Below are 18849 nucleotides of genomic sequence, written 5' to 3' on the forward strand. Positions count from 1 at the left end.
CCATGCAGAAAACCTGTATTTCATCCTATACCCTTGAGCAGCTGGCCGAACAGCTGAAAGCCATGGGCCAGCCCGCCTTCCGGGCAAAGCAGATCTTTCACTGGCTGCACCAGAAGCTGGTCACCGAGTTTTCGGCCATGACCGACCAGCCCAAGGCGCTGCTGGCGAAGCTGGAAGAGGAGTACTACATCGCGGCTCCCGTCATCCAGCGGCGGCAGCAGTCCAAGGACGGCACGGTGAAATATCTTTTCCGCCTGGCAGACGGCAACTGCATCGAGACGGTGGTAATGCGCTATAATTATGGTAACACCGTGTGCGTGTCCACCCAGGTGGGCTGCCGCATGGGCTGCCGGTTCTGCGCCTCTACCCAGGCGGGCCGGGTGCGCAACCTGGAAGCCGGAGAGATCGCGGCGGAAATCTACGCCGCCCAGAAAGACATCGGCGAGCGCATTTCCCACATCGTGCTCATGGGCATTGGCGAACCGCTGGACAACTTCGACAATGTGATGGATTTTCTCACCATCATTTCCAGCCCTGAGGGCGTGAACATCGGCATGCGGAACATCAGCCTGTCCACCTGCGGCATTGTGCCCCAGATCGACAAGCTGGCGGAAAAGAAGCTGCAGCTCACCCTGTCCATCTCGCTGCATGCGCCCAACAACGCTATGCGCAGCCAGATGATGCCGGTGAACGACGCATATCCGGTGGAGGAGCTCATCGCCGCCTGCCGCCGCTACCAGAAGGTCACCGGCCGGCGCATCAGCTTTGAATATTCCATGGTGCGGGGCGTGAACGACAGCCCTGCCACCGCCAAGGAGCTGGCAAAGCTCATCCGGGGCATGGGGGCCCATGTGAACCTGATCCCCATCAACCCGGTGGACGGCAGCCCCTACTCTGCCACCGACGCGGAGAACGTGAAGCGCTTCCAGAATATGCTCACCGATTTAGGGGTGAACGCCACCGTGCGCCGCCGCCTGGGCAGCGACATCAGCGCCGCCTGCGGCCAGCTGCGGCGGGAGGCAGCAAAGGAGGAACAGCCATGAAACTGGCCGGCAAAACCGATATCGGCAGCTGCCGCAATGAAAATCAGGACAATTACCGGGCCGCCCGCCTGCCAGACGACACCGTCTGGGCCGTTGTGTGTGACGGTATGGGCGGCGCGGCAGCGGGTCAGCTGGCGGCACAGATCGCCACCGACACCATGGAGTCCTGCTTTGAAAGCGGCCTGAAAAACCTGCCCAAGGGCCAGGAACGGGCCTTCCTGATGCACTGTGTCACTCAGGCCAACCGGGCCATTTACAATGAGGCCCAGGCCCACCCGGAAAACAAGGGGATGGGCACCACCGCCGTGTGCTGCCTGGTGCGGCACGATACCCTGCATGTGGCTCACGTGGGCGATTCCCGTGCCTACCTCTGCCGGGATGGGCAGATCAGCCAGCTCACCCGGGACCATTCCATGGTGCAGGAGCTGGTGGAAGCGGGGCGGCTGACCACCGAGGAGGCCGAGAACTACCCCCACAAAAACCTCATCACCAAGGCGCTGGGCGTGGAGCCCGGTGTGCAGGCGGATTATTCCAGCATGCCTGCTCAGCCCGGCGACGTGATCCTCATGTGCAGCGACGGGCTTTCCGGTGTGGTACCGGACGGCCAGCTGCTTGCCATCATCCAGCACAACCCGTTTTTCACGGTGCCGCGGCGGCTGGTGGAGCAGGCGCTCCAGGCAGGCGGGCAGGACAACATCACCGCCCTGCTGATCGAGGTAGAGCAAACGGAGGACTGAGATGGATCAACTGATAGGCAAAAAGCTGGACGGCCGCTACCTGCTGGAGGAGCTGGTGGGTGTGGGCGGCATGGCCAATGTTTATAAAGGTGTGGACCTGAAAAACCAGCGTGTGGTGGCAGTAAAGGTCCTGCGGGAGGAATTTCTGGAAAACCCGGAGCTGGTCTACCGGTTCAAGAATGAATCCAAGGCCATCTCCATTCTGGACCATCCGGGCATCGTGAAGGTGTTCGACGTGTCGGTCACCGACAAGCTCCAGTACATCGTGATGGAATACATCGACGGCATTACCCTGAAGGAGTACATGACCCGCCGGGGCGAGCCCCTCACCTGGAAAGAGGTGGTGCATTTCACCGAGCAGATTCTGGATGCATTGGACCATGCCCACCGGAAGGGCGTGGTCCACCGGGACATCAAGCCCCAGAACATCATGCTGCTGGCCGACGGCAAGGTCAAGATCATGGACTTCGGCATCGCCCGTTTCTCCCGCGCCGAGAGCCAGATGGTAAGCAATAAGGCCATCGGTTCGGTGCATTACATCAGCCCCGAGCAGGCCAAGGGCGACGTGACTGACGCAAAGGCAGACATCTATTCCGTGGGCATCATGCTGTACGAGATGCTGTCCGGCAAGCTGCCCTTTGAATCGGATGACGCGGTCTCGGTGGCCATCAAGCAGATTTCAGACAAGGCTGTCCCTCTGGGGCAGATCGCACCGGATGTGCCCCAGGCACTGCAGGACATCACCGCCCGGGCCATGGCGAAGGACCCGAACCGGCGATATCCCAGCGCCCGCGCCATGCTGGAGGACATTGAGGAATTCAAGCGCAACCCCAGCATCCGGTTTGAGTATGAGTATTTAACTGAGGATTCGCCGTCGAGGTATATTGACAAGGTGGTTAAACAAAGCAGATCCGGCTCCGGCCAGAACGATCCGCGGCGCACCGGTCAGCGTTCCACACGCACCGGCAGCCAGCAGACTTCCCGCAGCGGTCAGAGCCGCACCACGGGTACCCAAAGCCGGAAAAAGAAGAAAAAGCGCATCGGCCTGCTGCCGGTGCTGGCGGGTATGGCCACAGCCTTCGCTCTGGGCTCCGCCATCCTGTGCTTCATGATCTTCGCGAACTCCACCAACCCCCTGTTCAGCAGCAAGGAGGACGTGGAGCTGCCCGACTTCACCGGTATGAACTGGGAGGAAGTAAAAGCCCAGTACAACGACAAGCTCAGCCTGACCGCTGAAATGGTGAACAGCAGCGAGACCGAAGAAGGCATCATCATCAGCCAGTCTCCCCGCGGTCCCCGTACCGTGAAGGAGGGCCAGAAGGTCACCCTGAAGGTGAGCATCGGCACGCTGTATGTGAACATCCCGTCGGTAAACGGCTGGACTGCATCCGAAGCGGAAGAAGCTTTGAAGAACGAGGGCCTGCAGGTACGCCGGGTCAATGAGGCGGACGACACCGTGCCGGAGGGCAGCGTAATCCGCACCGATCCCGCCAACGGTGAGCAGGTGGCCAGCGGTTCCACCGTGACCATGTATGTGAGCCAGAAGAAGGTGGACCTGGAACGCTCGGTGCCCCAGCTGCTTGGTCTGACCGAGGCGGACGCCCAGAAGGCGCTGACCGCCAGCAATCTGCGCACCGGTACCCGTACCGAGGCTTACAGCAGCGAGTACGAGGCGGGCCGCGTGATTGGCCAGACCTATGAAGCGGGCAGCCTGGTCCGCATCAACACCACGGTGGGCTACACCGTGTCGCTGGGACCGGAGCCTACGCCGGAACCGACTCCTGAACCCACTCCGGAGCCCACTCCGGAACCCACGCCCAGCCCCACCCCGACCGCGACCCAGCCGCCGGTGGTGGTGACCCCGGGCGAGGACGACTCTAGTAAGGGCGATTCGGATAAGGGAAACTCGAATAAAGAAGACAGCAACAAGCAGGAACAGCAGGACGATTGATCCTGCGGCACGCTGCTCGTGAAGCAATGGGGCCGGGCCGTGGTATCAGCGGCCCGGCTCTTTCCAATAAGGAAAAGCAAAACTGGGAAAGGAATTCACTATGCCGGAAGGATACATCAAAAAAGGGATCGGCGGTTTTTACTATGTGCAGTGCGGCGACGAGCTGCTGGAATGCAAGGCAAAGGGCATCTTCCGCAAGCGGGGCATCACCCCGGTGGCGGGTGACCGGGTCACGGTGGAGGTGGAGAACGGCGGCAATGTGATTGCCGAGATCGCACCCCGCCGCAATGTGTTTGTACGGCCGCCCATTGCCAATCTGGATGTGCTGTTCATCGTGGCCAGCACCACCCAGCCGGTGCCCAGCACCCTGGTGCTGGATAAACTCACCGCCATCGCGGTGGACAAGGAGGTGCAGCCGGTGTTGGTGTTCACCAAGGGCGATTTGGCCAGCACCGAAAAGCTGACCGGGGCCTATGCGCTGTCCACCTTGCCGGTGGTGATCGTGGATCACGCCACCGGCGGCGGATTGGACGAGATCAAGAGCATGATCCAGGGCAAGCTCTGTGCCTTCTGCGGCAACTCCGGCGTGGGCAAGAGCACCCTGCTCAATGCCCTGCTGCCCGACCTTGCCCAGCAGACCGGCTCCATCAGCCAGAAGCTGGGCCGCGGCCGCCACACCACCCGCGAGGTGGAAATCTTCGAGGCCTTCGGCGGCTACGTGGCCGACACCCCGGGCTTCGCCAGCCTGGACACCGGCAAGGCCTGTTACATCCCCAAGGAAAACCTGCAATACGCCTTCCCGGAATTTGCGCCCTATGTGCATGAGTGCAAGTTCACCGGCTGCGCCCACCGGGCAGAGAAGGGATGCGCGGTGCTGGAAGCCCTCAAGGAGGGCAAGATCAGCCAGAGCCGTTACGACAGCTACGCCGCCATGTACGACGAAGTGAAGGATATCAAGGACTGGGAGCTGCGCTGAGATGGCTGAGAGAAAAGAAACAAGATGCGTGATCGTGTCGGCCGCGCCGCTGGCAGCCTCCATGAAAAAGCTGCTGCGGCCCGGCGACTATCTGATCGCCTGTGATGGAGGCTACCGGAGTACCCGGCAGCTACTGGAACGGGAACCGGATGTGATTCTGGGAGATTTCGACAGCGCACCCGAGCCGGAGGGGACCGGTGCTGTGGTGCTGCCCCGGGTCAAGGACGATACAGATACCCACTATGCCGCCAAGCTGGCAGTGGAAAAGGGCTTTTCCCAGGTGCTCATGCTGGGGGCGCTGGGCGGCCACCGGCTGGAGCACACGCTGGCCAACATCGGCACCGGCCTGTGGCTGGCAAAGCAGGGCGTACAGGTAACACTGGCCGACGAGGACAGTCTGCTTTGCTATCTGATGCCCGGCGAGACCATGGAGCTGCCCTACGAGCCGGAGGAATACTTTTCGGTGCTGCCGCTGGAGGGCAGAGCCGAGGGAGTGTGTGAGCGGGGTGCAAAATACACCCTGGAGGACGCCACCCTCACCACAGTGGATTTTCCGCTGGGGGTAAGTAATGAGACCCTGCCCGGCGGCGCAACCATCACGGTGCGAACGGGCGCTTTGCTGGTGATCCGCACCAAAAAGGACCACCAACTGGACCGCTGATGCACAAATCCCGGGGCGGATGGATATACTGAAGCAAAACCATCAGCCACAAGGGAGGGAAGCGGCAATGCAAGTGATCGTGGTCAAAAGCCCCAAATGCCTGGCAGGAGTTCTGCGGGCGCTGTTTAAGATCAAGAAGGAAAACTGAGTCCGACTCAAAGCAAAGGGCCCGCTGCCTGAAAAAACCAGGCGGCGGGCCCTTTGCCTGCAAAAAAGGGGTATGGCTTGCCCACCGCGCGCATATACATGGGACTAGAAACGCGCGAAAGGGGCGAAAAAATGGAATTGAAGGTATTCAGGGACTCGCTGTCCGCCATGGGGAGCCTGTGCGAGACCAAGGCAGAGCTTCCGGTGGAGGCGGAGATCCTTATTCCGGATTATCTGCCGCAGGTGTTCAAGATCATAAAATGCTTCGTCTACCTGGTGCCGCTGCAAAAACAGATCACAGCCGGCCGCCTGACTGTGGACGGCTACCTGCGGTGTGTGGTGTATTACCAGGCCGAGGAGGACCAAAGCCTGTGCCAGACCGAACAGAAGCTGCCCTTCACCCGGGCTATGGATCTGCCGGAGGGGGATTATTCCGGCTACAGCGTCCAGGTGGGCGGTCAGCTGGAATATCTGAACTGCCGGGCGGTGAACCAGCGCCGGGTGGATCTGCGGGGGGCTTATGCCCTCAGTGCCCGGGTGGCCTGCCGCACCGACCAGGAGGTGATCACCGCTCTGGCGGACTGCGGCATCGAGCAGCGGATGGAATCGGTGGAGGGCGTCAAGTGCCTGGCCAGCCTGGATAAGATGATTACCGCGGAGGAGCAGCTGCAGTTTGCCCAGCCGCCTCAGGCCATTCTGGACGTAGCCGGAGTGGGCCAGGTGGAGGATGTGAAGCTGATTTCCGGCAAGGCGGTGGTCAAAGGCGCCATCCAGGTGAACCTGTTGTATCGCACCGGCCCCGGCTATCAGATGGAACAGACCCAGCAGCGGGTAGCATTCAATCAAATTTTGGACCTGGAGGGCGTGCCGGAGGACAGCGAGTGCTTTGCATCCGCCGAGCTCACCGGCTGCACCGTGATGGCCGCGGCCCAGGAGGGCGGCCACACCATCACCGCCACCGCGGCGCTGCATCTGCGGGTGTGGCGCAAAAACGAGTGCTATCTGGTCAGCGACGCCTTCTCCACCCAGTTCGAGACCCAGGTGAGCAGCCAGCGTATCCTCACCGAGCAGCTGTTCCAGACCCTCGGACAGGAGTGTGAGGCCCAGACCGGCGGTGCGCTGCCGGACGAGGAGGCCCAGATCATCCACTGCTTTGTGCTGCCCGGCCTGCCGGAGCTCACCGCCGTGGGGCAGGGGGTCCAGCTGAGCGGCCGGGCCAGCGCCCATGTGTTCTGCATGAACTCGCTGGGCGAGATCGACTGCTACGACAAGAGCTTTGAATATACCCTGAGTCCGCCCTGGCCGGGCAGCCCGGAGGAATACCGCTGCGAGTGCTGGCCCACCGTCACCGACATCGACGTGCGAAAGAATGGGGCCGAGATGACCCTGAGCGCCCGCATCCGGCTGGACGGCTTGGTGTTCAAGCGCAGCTGGCAGACGGCGCTGGCGCAGGTGGAATGCGGCGAAGCGCTGGAGCAGCCGGAGCCGGACATCGCGCTGCGCATCTATTACGCGGCCCCCGGCGAGGACGTGTTCGAAATCGCCAAGCGGTACCATGTGTCACCGTCGGCCATGCTGAAAAGCAACCAGCTGGAGGACACCCGCATCACCCAGGCGGCCCGGCTGCTGGTGCCGGCCAGCATGTGAAAGGAGGGGAGGAATTCAATGGAAACCCAGGGCGTTTATAAGGACATCGCAGCCCGTACCGGCGGCGATATTTACATCGGCGTGGTGGGCCCGGTGCGCACCGGCAAGAGCACCTTCATCAAAAAATTTATGGAGGAGCTGGTGCTGCCTCAGCTCACCAGCCCGGCGGTGAAGAACCGGGCGCGGGACGAACTGCCCCAGTCCGCCGCAGGGCGCACCATCATGACCACCGAGCCCAAATTCATCCCGGAGGCCGCCGTCACCATCGAGCTGGAAGGAGGCGGCAGCTTCAAGACCCGGCTGATCGATTGTGTGGGCTACATGGTGGAGGGAGCCATGGGCCACGAGGAGGACGAAAAGCCCCGCATGGTGAAGAGCCCCTGGTTTGAGGAGGAGATTCCCTTCGATCAGGCGGCCCAGACCGGCACCCGCAAGGTGATCCGGGAGCATTCCACCATCGGACTGGTCATCACCACCGACGGCTCCATCAGCGACATTCCCCGGGAAAAATACCAGGCGGCGGAGGCTCAGGTCATCGCCGAGCTGGACGAGATCAACAAGCCCTTTGTAATTCTGCTCAACTGTGTGGACCCCCATAAGCCGGATGTGTACCAGCTGGCCCAGCAGATGGAGCAGGAATACGGCCACACCGTGATTCCGGTCAGTTGCCTGGACCTGGACCGGGCGGCCATCGGCAAGATTTTGCAGAGCGTGCTCTATGAGTTTGAGGTGAAGGAAATCGCCTTCGCCATGCCCAAGTGGATCACCATGCTGGAGCCGGACCACTGGCTGCAGCAGCAGGTCTACGCGGCGGCCCGGGAATACGCGGACTCGGTGGCCCAGATGAAGGACGTGGCTTGCCGGGAAGGCCCGGTGCAGTGTGAGGCGCTGAAAGCCTCCCGCATCCGTTCGCTGGAGCTGGCCACCGGCCGGGTGGTACTGGAGCTGGAGCTGCGGCCGGAGATTTTCTATCAGGTGCTGGGCGAGACCACCGGCCTGGAAATCTGCGACGAGGCCAGCCTGATGCCCTGCATCATCGGCCTTGCCCGTGCCAAGCGGGAATATGAGAAGATTCGCAGCGCGCTGGAACAGGTGGAGGCCACCGGCTACGGCATCGTGATGCCCACCATCAGCGAGCTGCGGCTGGAGGAGCCGGAGATCGTGCACCAGGGCGGCCGCTACGGGGTGCGGCTGCGGGCCAGCGCCCCGTCCATCCATCTGCTCAAAGCCACCATCAACACCGAGATTTCTCCCATCGTGGGCTCGGAAAAGCAGTCGGAGGAGCTGGTGGTCAGCCTGCTGCACGACTTCGAGCAGGACCCGCTGAAGATCTGGCAGTCCAACATCTTTGGCAAGAGCCTGCACGAGCTGGTAAACGAGGGGCTGCAGAACAAGCTGCTGCACATGCCCCAGGAGGCCCGCGCCCGCCTGCAGGAGACCCTGGAGCGGGTGATCAACGAGGGCTGTACCGGCCTGATCTGCATTATTTTGTAACAAAAAATCCCAAAGCAAAAAGCCGCCGTATCGGCAAAATACGGCGGCTTTTTTGTGTAAAAACGGTGCAAACTAACCCCAATGAGGCGGACCAGGCGCAAAAACATTGATTCTTTGGTGAAAATAGTGTAAAATTACAAGAAAACACAAGGGGTAGCACTGCGCCTTTTGCACCGCCCGGCCAAGGCGGCGCCGTGCCGGATGTCCGGCGTTTTATTTTCTCACGGCTGCAGCGCTATTCGGAACAATGGGGCATGGTGTCCTGTGGATCGCCGGCAGGGCACTATTTGTCGCGCCCGGAGTCCGGCTGAAAACAAAAACAAAGTTTGGTGATAGAATTTGTCAATGAAGATCGGTGCGATCCTGAGCAGATTCCGCAAGCAGATCCTGATGCTGTTCGACGTCTGCGCTCTTACGGTCTGCTATCTGGCGCCCTGGGTGCTGATCAGCGGCCGCGCGCCCTACGCGCAGTATTCCAGCCTGCTGGTGGCCAGCTGTTTCCTGTTTGTCTGCTGCTTCGAGATCGTCTATGGCCTGATGGGCATGTACGACAGCCTGTGGCGCTACGCCGAGGTGGTGGAGTTCTTCCGGCTGTGTACCGGCTCGGCCATCGCGATTTTCCTGTTCGTGGCCAGCTCGCTGCTCATCTTCCAGGGAACGGGCAGCCAGGTGCCCATTTCGGTCTACTTCCTCAGCGCCATGTTCTCGGCGGGCGTGACCATGTATTCCCGCCTGGTGTACCGGATGTACCGGAATGTGAAGCTGGGCAAAAAAGGCGGCCAGAAGGCCCGCCGTACCCTGCTTATCGGCGCAGGCGATGCGGCCAGCACCCTTCTGCATGAGCAGTTCAAAAAGCCCAGCCCGGACATGAACATCATCTGCTGCGTGGACGACGCGCCGGAAAAGCAGGGCCGATACATCATGGGCATCCAGATCATGGGCACCACCGAAGATATCCCCGAGATCGTGGAGCAGTGCGAGATCGAGAGCATCCTGCTGGCCATCCCCACCATGGACGAGGAAAACAAGCGTCGGGTGCTGTCCATCTGCAACAAGACCAAGTGCAACATCAAGATTCTGCCGGATATTGTGAAGATGATCACCGACGGTCAGGACCTTGCCTCCCGCATCCGTGACGTTAAAGTGGAAGACCTGCTGGGCCGGGAAGAGGTGCAGCTGTCGGTCCGGATCGCGGAATTTCTGCGGGGTAAGCGGGTCATGGTCACCGGCGGCGGCGGTTCCATCGGTTCCGAGCTGTGCCGTCAGATCGCGTCCTGCGAGCCCAAGGAGCTGCTTCTGGTGGACATCTACGAGAACAGTGCCTACGAGATTCAGCAGGAGCTTCGCCGCAAATACGGCGACAAGCTGGATTTGCAGGTGCAGATCGCCTCGGTGCGCGATTCCAAAAAGATGGATGCCCTGTTCGAGCACTACCGTCCCGAAATTGTATTTCATGCCGCCGCCCATAAGCATGTGCCCCTGATGGAGGACAGCCCGGAGGAAGCGGTAAAGAATAATGTGTTCGGCACCTTCAACGTGGCAAGCTCGGCGGACCGGTACGGGGCCGAGCGGTTCGTGCTGATCTCCACCGACAAGGCAGTGAACCCCACCAACGTGATGGGCGCCACCAAGCGTGTGTGCGAAATGATCGTGCAGGCCATGGCCCAGAGAAGCAAGACCCGGTTTGCGGCGGTGCGCTTCGGCAACGTGCTGGGTTCCAACGGTTCGGTGATTCCTCTGTTCAAGGACCAGATTGCCTGCGGCGGCCCGGTCACGGTGACCCACCCGGACATCGTCCGCTATTTCATGACCATTTCCGAGGCGGTAAGCCTGGTTCTGGAGGCTGGTTCCATGGCCACCGGCGGCGAGATCTTCGTGCTGGACATGGGCAAGCCCATGCGCATTCTGGATTTGGCCGAGAACCTAATCAAGCTTTCCGGCTTCATTCCATACAAGGACATTCAGATCGTGTTCACCGGCCTGCGCCCCGGCGAAAAGCTGTTTGAGGAGCTGCTGATGGACGAGGAGGGCCTGCGCAAGACCGAAAACCGGAAGATCTACATCGGCGCGCCCCTCAAGCTGAACAACCAGACCTTCTTCGATCACCTGATGACCCTGAAGCAGATTGCCTACACCAATAACAGCGACAACCTGGTGCAGGCGCTTATCGACATGGTGCCCACCTTCCACCACAAGACCAACTGTGGGCAGGAACCCGCCTGATGAAGCGAGACCAGCTAGGAGGAATGTTTCATGTATCGCAATGTGATCAAGCGTGTGATTGACTGGGTGCTGTCGCTCTGCGCCATCGTTGTGCTGTCGCCGCTGCTGGCCATACTGGCGCTGTGCATCAAGGCTTCGTCTCCGGGGCCGGTGCTTTTCTGCCAGAAGCGGGTGGGCAAAGGCAAGACCTACTTCCAGATCTACAAGTTCCGCAGTATGCGCACGGATACCCCCAAGGACATGCCCACGCATCTGTTGGAAAACCCGGACGCCTTCATCACACCCATTGGCCGCTTCCTGCGCAAGACCAGCCTGGACGAGCTGCCCCAGCTGTTCAATATTTTTAAAGGGGAAATGAGCATCATCGGTCCGCGCCCCGCCCTCTGGAACCAGGACGACCTGATCGCCGAGCGGGACAAATACGGCGCCAATGACTGCGTGCCCGGCCTGACCGGTTATGCCCAGATTCACGGCCGCGACGAGCTGCCCATCCCCAAGAAAGCGGAACTGGACGGCTACTACGTTCAGCATCTGAGCTTCGGGCTGGATGTGAAGATCTTCTTCGGCACCATCCGCAGCGTGCTGCACCACGAGGGCATCGTGGAAGGCAAGCAGCCCTGAGGTTACAAAAACAAAGAAAACCGCCGCTGTGCAAAACCAAATGCACGGCGGCGGTTTTATTATTTGTATTTCGTTCAAAAGGGGGTAGGTCAGCACTTGGTGGAACTGTCCGGCTCCTCCTGGCGGGCGGAATCGGTGGTCATCGTCTCCAGAAGCAGAGCGTAGATCTCGCTGCCCTTTTCGATGAAGGCGTTTTTCACCATTTCGGCGGTCAGCGGGTCCGGCAGGGTGAAGGAAAGGCCGAACACCTCGCTGCCCAGCTCGTTGATGGAGCAGTGCACCACATAGCCCTGATCGGTTTTGGTTACCTGGGTCTGGTGCTGGGCCGCTTTGCGTACCCACTGCTGTGCCCGAATCACTGCCCGGATGGCGGTTTCCCGCACGCTGCGGGGCAGCAGGTCGAAACCCAGCTCGTCGGTCACCGAAATGCCCTTGGGGGTGATGTGATAACCGCCATTCTCGTCCACGGTCACAAGGCCCTGATCCTCCAGGTCGGCCAGGCTTCCGGCCAGTTCAAAATAATTCACCAGCTGCTCGCCCAGCAGCGCGTTTTCTATATCCTGTCGGCATAAAGGCGCGGCGGTGCGGATCAGGTAGCACAAAAGGATGCTCACCTGGGATCGGTCGGTCAGGCCGCCCGGCTTTACGCCAAAGGTAAATGCATTTCCGGCCACAGCAAACACTTCCTTTTCTTAGGTGTACTGTTACTATTATAAAAGGATTTGTTCGCCCGCGCAAGGCCCGGCAGCTGCCTTGGCCTCGGATTCAAATTCCGTCTCGATGTGTTTGCGGCTGAAGGGGGTGGAATAGACCCAGCGGTCGATGTGGCCTTCGGTTTGGGTGTAGGGCAGGGCAAAGCGCAGCGGTTCGCTCAGCTCCCGGTTTACGATCACCAGCTTCAGCTTCATCTTGTCCGGTAAAATGCTCTTGATGTAAACGCTCACCGGCTGGCCCAGCCGCAGTCCCTCGGTGCGCTCGGCAAGGCCCGCCAGATTGGGGGCAATCTCGATGAATACGCCGTAATCCTCAATGCTCCGCACAATGCCCACCACCGTTTCACCCACGGCGAACCGGTCGGCGTTCTCCTGCCAGGTGCCCAGCAGCTCCCGCAGGCTCAGCACCAGCCGGCCCTGGTCGTCCCGGCTTCTGATCACGCAGAACAGGTCCTCTTCCAGCTGTACCCGGTCGGCCGGGCTCTGGATGCGTGAGACCGAAAGGCAGTCGATGGGCAAGAGCGCGCTGATGCCGCAGCCCACGTCGCAAAACGCCCCGAAGGGCTCGATGTGAGTCACCCGGCAGGGAAGGATGTCCCCCGGGCGAAGCCGGTCCAGATATTCCTCCCGGCAGCGTCGCTGAGCCAGCCGTCGGGAAAGCCGCCAGGCCCCGTCCCCTCCGGGGGCTTCCAGAATCACAAAGCAGGTGGGCCGCCCCACCCGGGTGAGCACCGCGATCTCCCGCACCTGGCCGGAGTCGATGCCGTCGGCGCAGTCGTCATGCTCCATATAGGCGGGCTGCCCGTTTAAATCCAGCCGCAGCCGCTGCTGGCGGTCGAAGGCAAGGGCTGTGGCCTGCAGTACCTCGCCCTGGGCTTGTGCCTGGGTCAGCTGGGCCGGGCTTAGTTCACACGCGGGGCGGCACAGCCCCTCCGGTTTATATTCCACCATGAATCCTCATCCTCATTTCTACTGGTTTCAGATTGCGGCCGCGGCCGCTTAAAAAAATATATGCACCCCTTGGGCGGGATATTTGCAAATTCCGCAAGATGGGGTATAATGTATTAGTTAATGGCTTGTATGCCCCAAAAACACAAAAGGAGGCCGCCTATGGACGTTCGCGTTGGGGATCAGATCCTCACCAAAAAGCCCCATCCCTGCGGAGCAAGCTGCTTCGACGTGCTGCGGGTGGGCATGGATTTCAAGATCCGCTGCACCGGCTGCGGCCGCGAGGTCATGGTACCCCGGGCCAAGATCGAAAAGAACATCAAAAAGATCCTGCGCGGCGAAGAGTAGCGGCGGGCGTTTCTTTTTTACTTTCACAAAAAGGAGAAACTGCCCATGCTGGATAAACTGCGCGATGTGCGCCTTCGTTACGACGAGGTGAACCGCCGATTGCAGGACCCCGCCACCGTCAGCGACAACAAGCTGTTCCGGGATCTGATGCGGGAATATAAGAATCTCACGCCTTTGATCGAGGCGATGGACGAATACGAGCAGGCCCAGGAGGCCTGCCGCGAGGCGAAGGAGCTGCTGGACGAAGGCGGTCTGGAGCCGGACTTTAAAGAAATGGTACAGCAGCAGCTGACCGAAAACAAGGAAAAGCTGGAGCCTCTGGAGCAAAAACTCAAGCTGCTTTTGCTGCCGAAGGACGAAAACGACGGAAAAAACGTGATCGTGGAGATTCGCGGCGGCGCGGGCGGCGAGGAAGCGGCCCTGTTTGCCCACAGTCTGTTCCGGATGTACAGCATGTATGCCGCCTCCAAGGGCTGGACCTACGAGGTGCTGAGCCTGAACGAGACCGAGCTGGGCGGCATCAAGGAGATTGTGTTCTCGCTGCAGGGCGAGGGCGCCTATAGCCGCCTGAAATTCGAGAGCGGTGTGCACCGGGTGCAGCGGGTGCCGGAAACCGAAACCCAGGGCCGCATCCACACCTCCACCGTTACCGTGGCAGTCATGCCCGAAGCGGAAGAGGTGGACTTGGAGCTGGACATGAACGATCTGAAGATCGACACCTTCCGTTCCTCCGGTGCGGGCGGCCAGCACATCAACAAGACCTCCAGCGCCATCCGGGTGACCCACCTGCCCACCGGCATGGTGGTGGAATGCCAGGACGAGCGCAGCCAGTACAAAAACAAGGATAAAGCCCTGAAGGTACTGCGCAGCCGCCTGCTGCAGCAAAAGCAGCAGGCCCAAAAGGACGCCATCGACGCGGACCGTCGCAGCCAGGTTGGCACCGGCGACCGCTCCGAGCGCATCCGCACCTATAACTTTCCCCAGGGGCGGCTCACCGATCACCGCATCGGGCTGACCCTGTACAAGCTGGACAGCATCATGGACGGCGCGTTGGACGAGGTTCTGGATGCGCTGATCACCGCCGACCAGGCGGAAAAGCTGAAAGCGGCAGAAAAGGAATGAGTTCCATGGAAACCTTATTGGAAAAAGCAACCGAAGCCTCCATCGCCAAGGCGGCGGAGCTTCTGAAACAGGGCGAGATCGTGGCGATCCCCACCGAAACGGTGTACGGCATCGCTGCCAGCGCCTTCGACGGCAATGCCGTCAAAAAGATTTTTGAAGCCAAGGGCCGCCCCCAGGACAACCCCCTCATCGTCCACATCGACCGGCTGGAAATGCTGGATGGTCTGGTGAGCCGGGTACCGAAGGGCGCCAAGAAACTGGCCGAAGCCTTCTGGCCCGGCCCGCTCACCATCATCATGCCCCGGGGCGATAAGGTGGCCGACGAGGTCTGTGCCGGGCTGGATACCGTGGCCATCCGTATGCCCAGCCATCCGGTGGCCCGGGCAGTCATCGCTGCCAGCGGTCTGCCTCTGGCAGCGCCCTCGGCAAACCTTTCCGGCAGCCCCAGCCCCACCTGTGCCCACTATGTGATGAGCGATATGGACGGCCGCCTGCCCCTGATCCTGGACGGTGGCGACTGCCAGGTGGGTGTGGAATCCACCGTTATCACGCTGGCGGGAGAGACCCCCGTGCTGCTGCGCCCCGGCTACATCACGAAAGAGCAGATGGAGCAGGTACTGGGCGAAGAGGTTGTTTTGTCCGGCGCGATTCTGGCAAAACTGAAGGAAGGGGAGACGGCCCGTTCTCCCGGAATGAAGTATAAGCACTACGCCCCCAAGGCGGAGGTGACCATCGTCAAGGGCGATCTGGCCGCCTTTGCCGCCTATGTGGAGCAGCACAAGGCCGAGCATACCCTCTGCCTGTGCTTTACCGGCGAGGCGGAGCAGCTGCCGGTACCCTGTGTGGAATACGGCGCGCAGGACAGCGGTGCCGAACAGGCGCACGCCCTGTTCACCGCTCTGCGCCGGCTGGATGAGCTGGGCGCAAAGCAGGTGTTTGCCCGCTGCCCGGCGGATACCGGCGTATCCCTGGCGGTGTATAACCGGCTGCTGCGTGCCGCCGCCTTCCGGGTGGTGGAAGCATGAGGACCATCGGCATCACCGGCCGGTCCGGCTGCGGAAAATCCACCGTGTCGGCCCATTACAGGGCTTTGGGTTACCGGGTAGCGGATGCGGACCTGGTGGCCCGGCAGGTACTGGAACCGGGCTCTGCCTGCATCCCTTTGCTGGTGGAGCAGTTCGGCGCGGACATTCTGGATGAAGCGGGCGGCATTCAGCGCCGCCTGCTGGCAGACCGGGCCTTTGCCCGGCCGGATGGCTCCCAGCGTCTGGTGAGCATCACACACCCGGAGATCATCCGCCGTCTACTGCAGGAGGGCCAACAGGCCCGGCAGGCAGGGCAGGAAGTATTCTTTGTGGATGGTGCGGTCATTGTGGGCGCACCTTTTGAGCCTTACTGCGACGGGATCATCCTGGTGAGCGCGCCGCTGGAGGAATCCGTCAAGCGCATCTGCGCCCGGGACGGCATTTCCGAAGAATCCGCCCGCCGTCGGCTGGATGCCCAGCTGAGCGAGGAGACCCTGCGGGCCGCCTGCGCCTGGGAGATCCGGAACGACGGCACACTGGCCGGCCTGCTGGAGCAGGCGGACCAGGTGCTGGAACACCTGAAAGGTGGGATGTGATTGTTGAAACGATACGGCAAGGCCCTGCTTGCACTGGTGCTGGGCCTTGCGGCAGCCGTTTTGCTGGCGCTGCCGCTGATTCGCGCCGGGCTTCATAAGCTGGATCTGGCGCGCTACCCCCAAAAATATCAGGAGCTGGTGGAGCAGTACGCCCGGGAAAATCAGGTGGACCCGCTGGTGATCTACAGCGTGATACGCACGGAAAGCGGGTTTGATCCGAGGGCGGAATCCAACGTGGGTGCCCGTGGCCTGATGCAGATCACCGAGGAGACCTTCTGGTGGATCAAAAGCAAGATCGCACCCGGAGAGGAACTGGAATTTGAGGATCTGTATGACCCGGAGACCAACATCCGCTTCGGCTCTTATTACTTTGCTTCCTGTCTCAAGCGGTACGAAAACGATCTGGCCACCGCGGCAGCCGCTTATCACAGTGGCTGGGGAACCGTGGACGGCCTGCTGGAGCAGGAGGACTATTCGGCTGACGGGGAGATCCTGCATACCTTCCCCTATGAACAGATGAAACTGTATGTGTACAAGATCACACATGCGTTCCAAAAATATCAAACGCTGTATTCCAGCGTGGAAATCGAGGGATGACCAATGAGCAAAGAAAAGACCAAGGGCCAGCAGCTGGCCGACGAGCTGTTCTACGAAGCGCCTCTGGCGGCGGACAGCGCTGCCGATGCCTTTGAAAAGGCGAACGCCTTCTGCGAGGGCTACAAGACCTTCCTGGACGAGGGCAAGACCGAGCGCGAGTGCACCAGCTATGCAGAGAAAATGCTGGTGGAGGCGGGCTACAAGCCCTTTGAGCCCGGCGTGGCTTACCAGCCCGGCGACAAGATCTACACTGTGAACCGTGCCAAGAGCATCCTGGCCGCCACCATCGGCACCAAGAGCATGGCCGAGGGCATGCACCTGAACATTGCTCACGTGGATGCGCCCCGTCTGGACCTGAAGCCCAACCCCCTGTACCAGAGCGCCGACCTGGCCCTGCTGCAGACCCACTACTACGGCGGCATCCGCAAGTATCAGTGGCCCACCCTGCCTCTGGCCCTGCATGGCGTTGTGTTCAAGAAGAACGGCGAGAAGGTGGAGATCAACATCGGCGAGAAGCCCGGCGATCCCGTCTTCTGCATCACCGACCTGCTGCCTCATCTGGGTGCGGATCAGAATGCCCGCAAGCTGAGCGAGGGCATCACCGGCGAGGAGCTGAACATCGTGGTCGGCTCTCTGCCCTACGAGGACGAGGAAGTGAAGGACCGGGTCAAGCTGCTGACCATGAAGCTGCTGAACGACATGTACGGCATCACCGAGCGGGACTTCAACCGTGCCGAGATCGAGGCTGTGCCCGCTCAGAAGGCCTGCGACGTGGGCTTTGACCGCGGTCTGGTGGGCGCTTACGGTCAGGACGACCGCATCGACGCTTACCCGGCTCTGGTGGCGGAGATCGAGACCAAGAGCCCCGCTTTCACCACTGTTTGTGTACTGACCGATAAGGAAGAGATCGGTTCCGACGGCCCCACCGGCCTGGCCAGCATGTATGTGTTCCACTTCATGCAGCAGCTGTGCGCTGCCCATGGTGTGGACAGCATCACCTGCTTCAAGGCTTCCAAGTGCCTGTCTGCCGACGTGACTGCGGCTTATGATCCCACCTTCTCCAGCGCCTTCGAGCCCCAGAACAGTACATACGCCGGCAAGGGCGTGGCTCTGGCCAAGTACACCGGTTCTCGCGGCAAGGGCGGCGCCAACGACGCCAGCGCCGAGCTGGTGAGCTACTTCACCCGCATCTTTGACGATGCCGGCGTGGTGTGGCAGCTGGGCGAGATGGGTAAGGTCGACCAGGGCGGCGGCGGCACCGTTGCCAAGTATGTGGCGGCCCACGACATCGACACTCTGGACGTGGGCGTGCCGGTGCTGAGCATGCACTCTCCCTTCGAGCTGGCCTCCAAGGTGGATATCTACATGGCTTACAAGGCCTTCAAGGCCTTCAATGAGGCGCAGGAGTAATTTTCTCTTTTGCGCAGTAGAACAAAATGAGCAAGGGCGCTTCCCTGTTTGGGAAGCGCCCTTGCTTTTTTGTTTGGAAAGCGCGGCGAAAGCTTGCCGCGGAATGTTTTATTTCAGATTATTTCAGAGTGTAGGTGCTGATGCAGCGGCACAGCGCGCCCACATCGGTTTTGGCAGTGAACTCGAATTTCACTTTGCCCAGACCGCTGAACCAGAGCTCCAGCTCGCTGTCGATGTCCAGCACACCGGCAGTTTCCACCGAGAAGGCCTGGATTTTGCTGTAGGGCAGGGAAGAGATGTCCTTCTTCTTGCCGGTCAGGCCCTGAATGTTGATGGCGAAGATGCGGCGATTGGTGAACACGATGCCGTCCCGCACGGTTTTGTACGCCTGAACGATCTCCTCGTCAGGGATCATCATGGGCTGCAGCATTGCCAGGTAGGCAGAAGGATCGGCAGGAGCCAGCTTATAGGCGGTGGGGTTTTTAAAATCGATCATGACCAGGACCTCCAATGTGTGAAAAGATTATGGGAAGAAGTTTCCCTTTTTCTCTTGATTACCATATTTTCCCGATTTCGTCAAGAGGAAATCA

At 60.7% G+C, this 18849-nt stretch carries 18 protein-coding genes; 15 read left to right on the forward strand and 3 right to left on the reverse strand.

What is annotated here, in order from left to right:
* Positions 1-2: 2 nt before the first annotated feature.
* The 9 genes from rlmN (at position 3) to B5G03_RS13770 (ending at position 11500) form a co-directional block, all read left to right on the forward strand.
* Positions 3-1043 (forward strand): dual-specificity RNA methyltransferase RlmN, encoded by a 1041-nt coding sequence (rlmN, locus tag B5G03_RS13730; protein WP_087182253.1) that lies wholly within the window; start codon positions 3-5, stop codon positions 1041-1043.
* The gene (locus tag B5G03_RS13735) at positions 1040-1780 is read left to right on the forward strand and encodes a Stp1/IreP family PP2C-type Ser/Thr phosphatase (RefSeq protein WP_087182254.1); all 741 of its coding nucleotides are present in this window, start codon (positions 1040-1042) and stop codon (positions 1778-1780) included. The genes rlmN and B5G03_RS13735 overlap by 4 nt, the downstream gene beginning before the upstream one ends.
* A 1-nt stretch (position 1781) precedes the next feature.
* Complete coding sequence (pknB, locus tag B5G03_RS13740) at positions 1782-3731, forward strand: Stk1 family PASTA domain-containing Ser/Thr kinase (RefSeq protein ID WP_087182255.1); 1950 nt, start codon at positions 1782-1784, stop codon at positions 3729-3731.
* A gap of 100 nt (positions 3732-3831) precedes the next feature.
* A complete protein-coding gene (gene rsgA / locus B5G03_RS13745) occupies positions 3832-4707 on the forward strand; it encodes a ribosome small subunit-dependent GTPase A (protein WP_087182256.1) in 876 nt (291 codons plus the stop codon).
* Between the two features lies 1 nt (position 4708).
* Positions 4709-5368, forward strand: coding sequence for a thiamine diphosphokinase (locus tag B5G03_RS13750; RefSeq protein WP_087182257.1), 660 nt, complete (start codon positions 4709-4711; stop codon positions 5366-5368).
* A gap of 279 nt (positions 5369-5647) precedes the next feature.
* Positions 5648-7162 (forward strand): DUF3794 and LysM peptidoglycan-binding domain-containing protein, encoded by a 1515-nt coding sequence (locus tag B5G03_RS13755; protein WP_162613418.1) that lies wholly within the window; start codon positions 5648-5650, stop codon positions 7160-7162.
* Between the two features lie 18 nt (positions 7163-7180).
* Positions 7181-8656, forward strand: a complete 1476-nt coding sequence (gene spoIVA, locus B5G03_RS13760; RefSeq protein ID WP_087182259.1) for a stage IV sporulation protein A — start codon at positions 7181-7183, stop codon at positions 8654-8656.
* A 345-nt stretch (positions 8657-9001) separates the two neighbouring features.
* Positions 9002-10879: a polysaccharide biosynthesis protein gene (locus B5G03_RS13765; protein ID WP_087182260.1), complete on the forward strand. Its 1878-nt coding sequence runs from the start codon at positions 9002-9004 to the stop codon at positions 10877-10879.
* A 30-nt stretch (positions 10880-10909) separates the two neighbouring features.
* Complete coding sequence (locus tag B5G03_RS13770) at positions 10910-11500, forward strand: sugar transferase (RefSeq protein ID WP_087182261.1); 591 nt, start codon at positions 10910-10912, stop codon at positions 11498-11500.
* An 89-nt stretch (positions 11501-11589) separates the two neighbouring features.
* On the opposite strand, the gene B5G03_RS13775 is transcribed toward B5G03_RS13770, so the two are convergent.
* Positions 11590-12174: a DUF4364 family protein gene (locus B5G03_RS13775; protein WP_087182262.1), complete on the reverse strand. Its 585-nt coding sequence runs from the start codon at positions 12172-12174 to the stop codon at positions 11590-11592.
* Between the two features lie 36 nt (positions 12175-12210).
* Positions 12211-13164 (reverse strand): S1 RNA-binding domain-containing protein, encoded by a 954-nt coding sequence (locus tag B5G03_RS13780; protein ID WP_087182263.1) that lies wholly within the window; start codon positions 13162-13164, stop codon positions 12211-12213.
* A 159-nt stretch (positions 13165-13323) separates the two neighbouring features.
* On the opposite strand from B5G03_RS13780, the gene B5G03_RS13785 reads away from it, so the two are divergent.
* Genes B5G03_RS13785 through B5G03_RS13810 form a run of 6 tightly spaced genes read left to right on the forward strand, consistent with a single transcriptional unit; the run spans position 13324 to position 18259 of the window.
* Positions 13324-13509 (forward strand): DUF951 domain-containing protein, encoded by a 186-nt coding sequence (locus B5G03_RS13785; protein WP_058965125.1) that lies wholly within the window; start codon positions 13324-13326, stop codon positions 13507-13509.
* A 45-nt stretch (positions 13510-13554) separates the two neighbouring features.
* Positions 13555-14631: a peptide chain release factor 1 gene (gene prfA / locus B5G03_RS13790; RefSeq protein WP_087182264.1), complete on the forward strand. Its 1077-nt coding sequence runs from the start codon at positions 13555-13557 to the stop codon at positions 14629-14631.
* 5 nt (positions 14632-14636) lie between these two features.
* Positions 14637-15656 (forward strand): L-threonylcarbamoyladenylate synthase, encoded by a 1020-nt coding sequence (locus B5G03_RS13795; RefSeq protein WP_087182265.1) that lies wholly within the window; start codon positions 14637-14639, stop codon positions 15654-15656.
* The gene (gene coaE, locus B5G03_RS13800; RefSeq protein WP_087182266.1) at positions 15653-16252 is read left to right on the forward strand and encodes a dephospho-CoA kinase; all 600 of its coding nucleotides are present in this window, start codon (positions 15653-15655) and stop codon (positions 16250-16252) included. Before B5G03_RS13795 ends, coaE begins: the two co-directional genes overlap by 4 nt.
* A complete protein-coding gene (locus B5G03_RS13805) occupies positions 16253-16849 on the forward strand; it encodes a lytic transglycosylase domain-containing protein (protein WP_343286906.1) in 597 nt (198 codons plus the stop codon).
* Between the two features lie 3 nt (positions 16850-16852).
* Positions 16853-18259, forward strand: a complete 1407-nt coding sequence (locus B5G03_RS13810; protein WP_087182267.1) for an aminopeptidase — start codon at positions 16853-16855, stop codon at positions 18257-18259.
* Positions 18260-18377: 118 nt separating this feature from the next.
* Here the strand turns inward: B5G03_RS13810 and B5G03_RS13815 are convergent, their stop codons facing one another.
* On the reverse strand, positions 18378-18755 hold the full coding sequence (locus B5G03_RS13815) for a PH domain-containing protein (protein ID WP_087182268.1): 378 nt from the start codon (positions 18753-18755) through the stop codon (positions 18378-18380).
* Between the last annotated feature and the right edge of the window lie 94 nt (positions 18756-18849).

Source organism: Gemmiger sp. An50 (assembly GCF_002161595.1).
GTDB lineage: Bacteria > Bacillota > Clostridia > Oscillospirales > Ruminococcaceae > Allofournierella.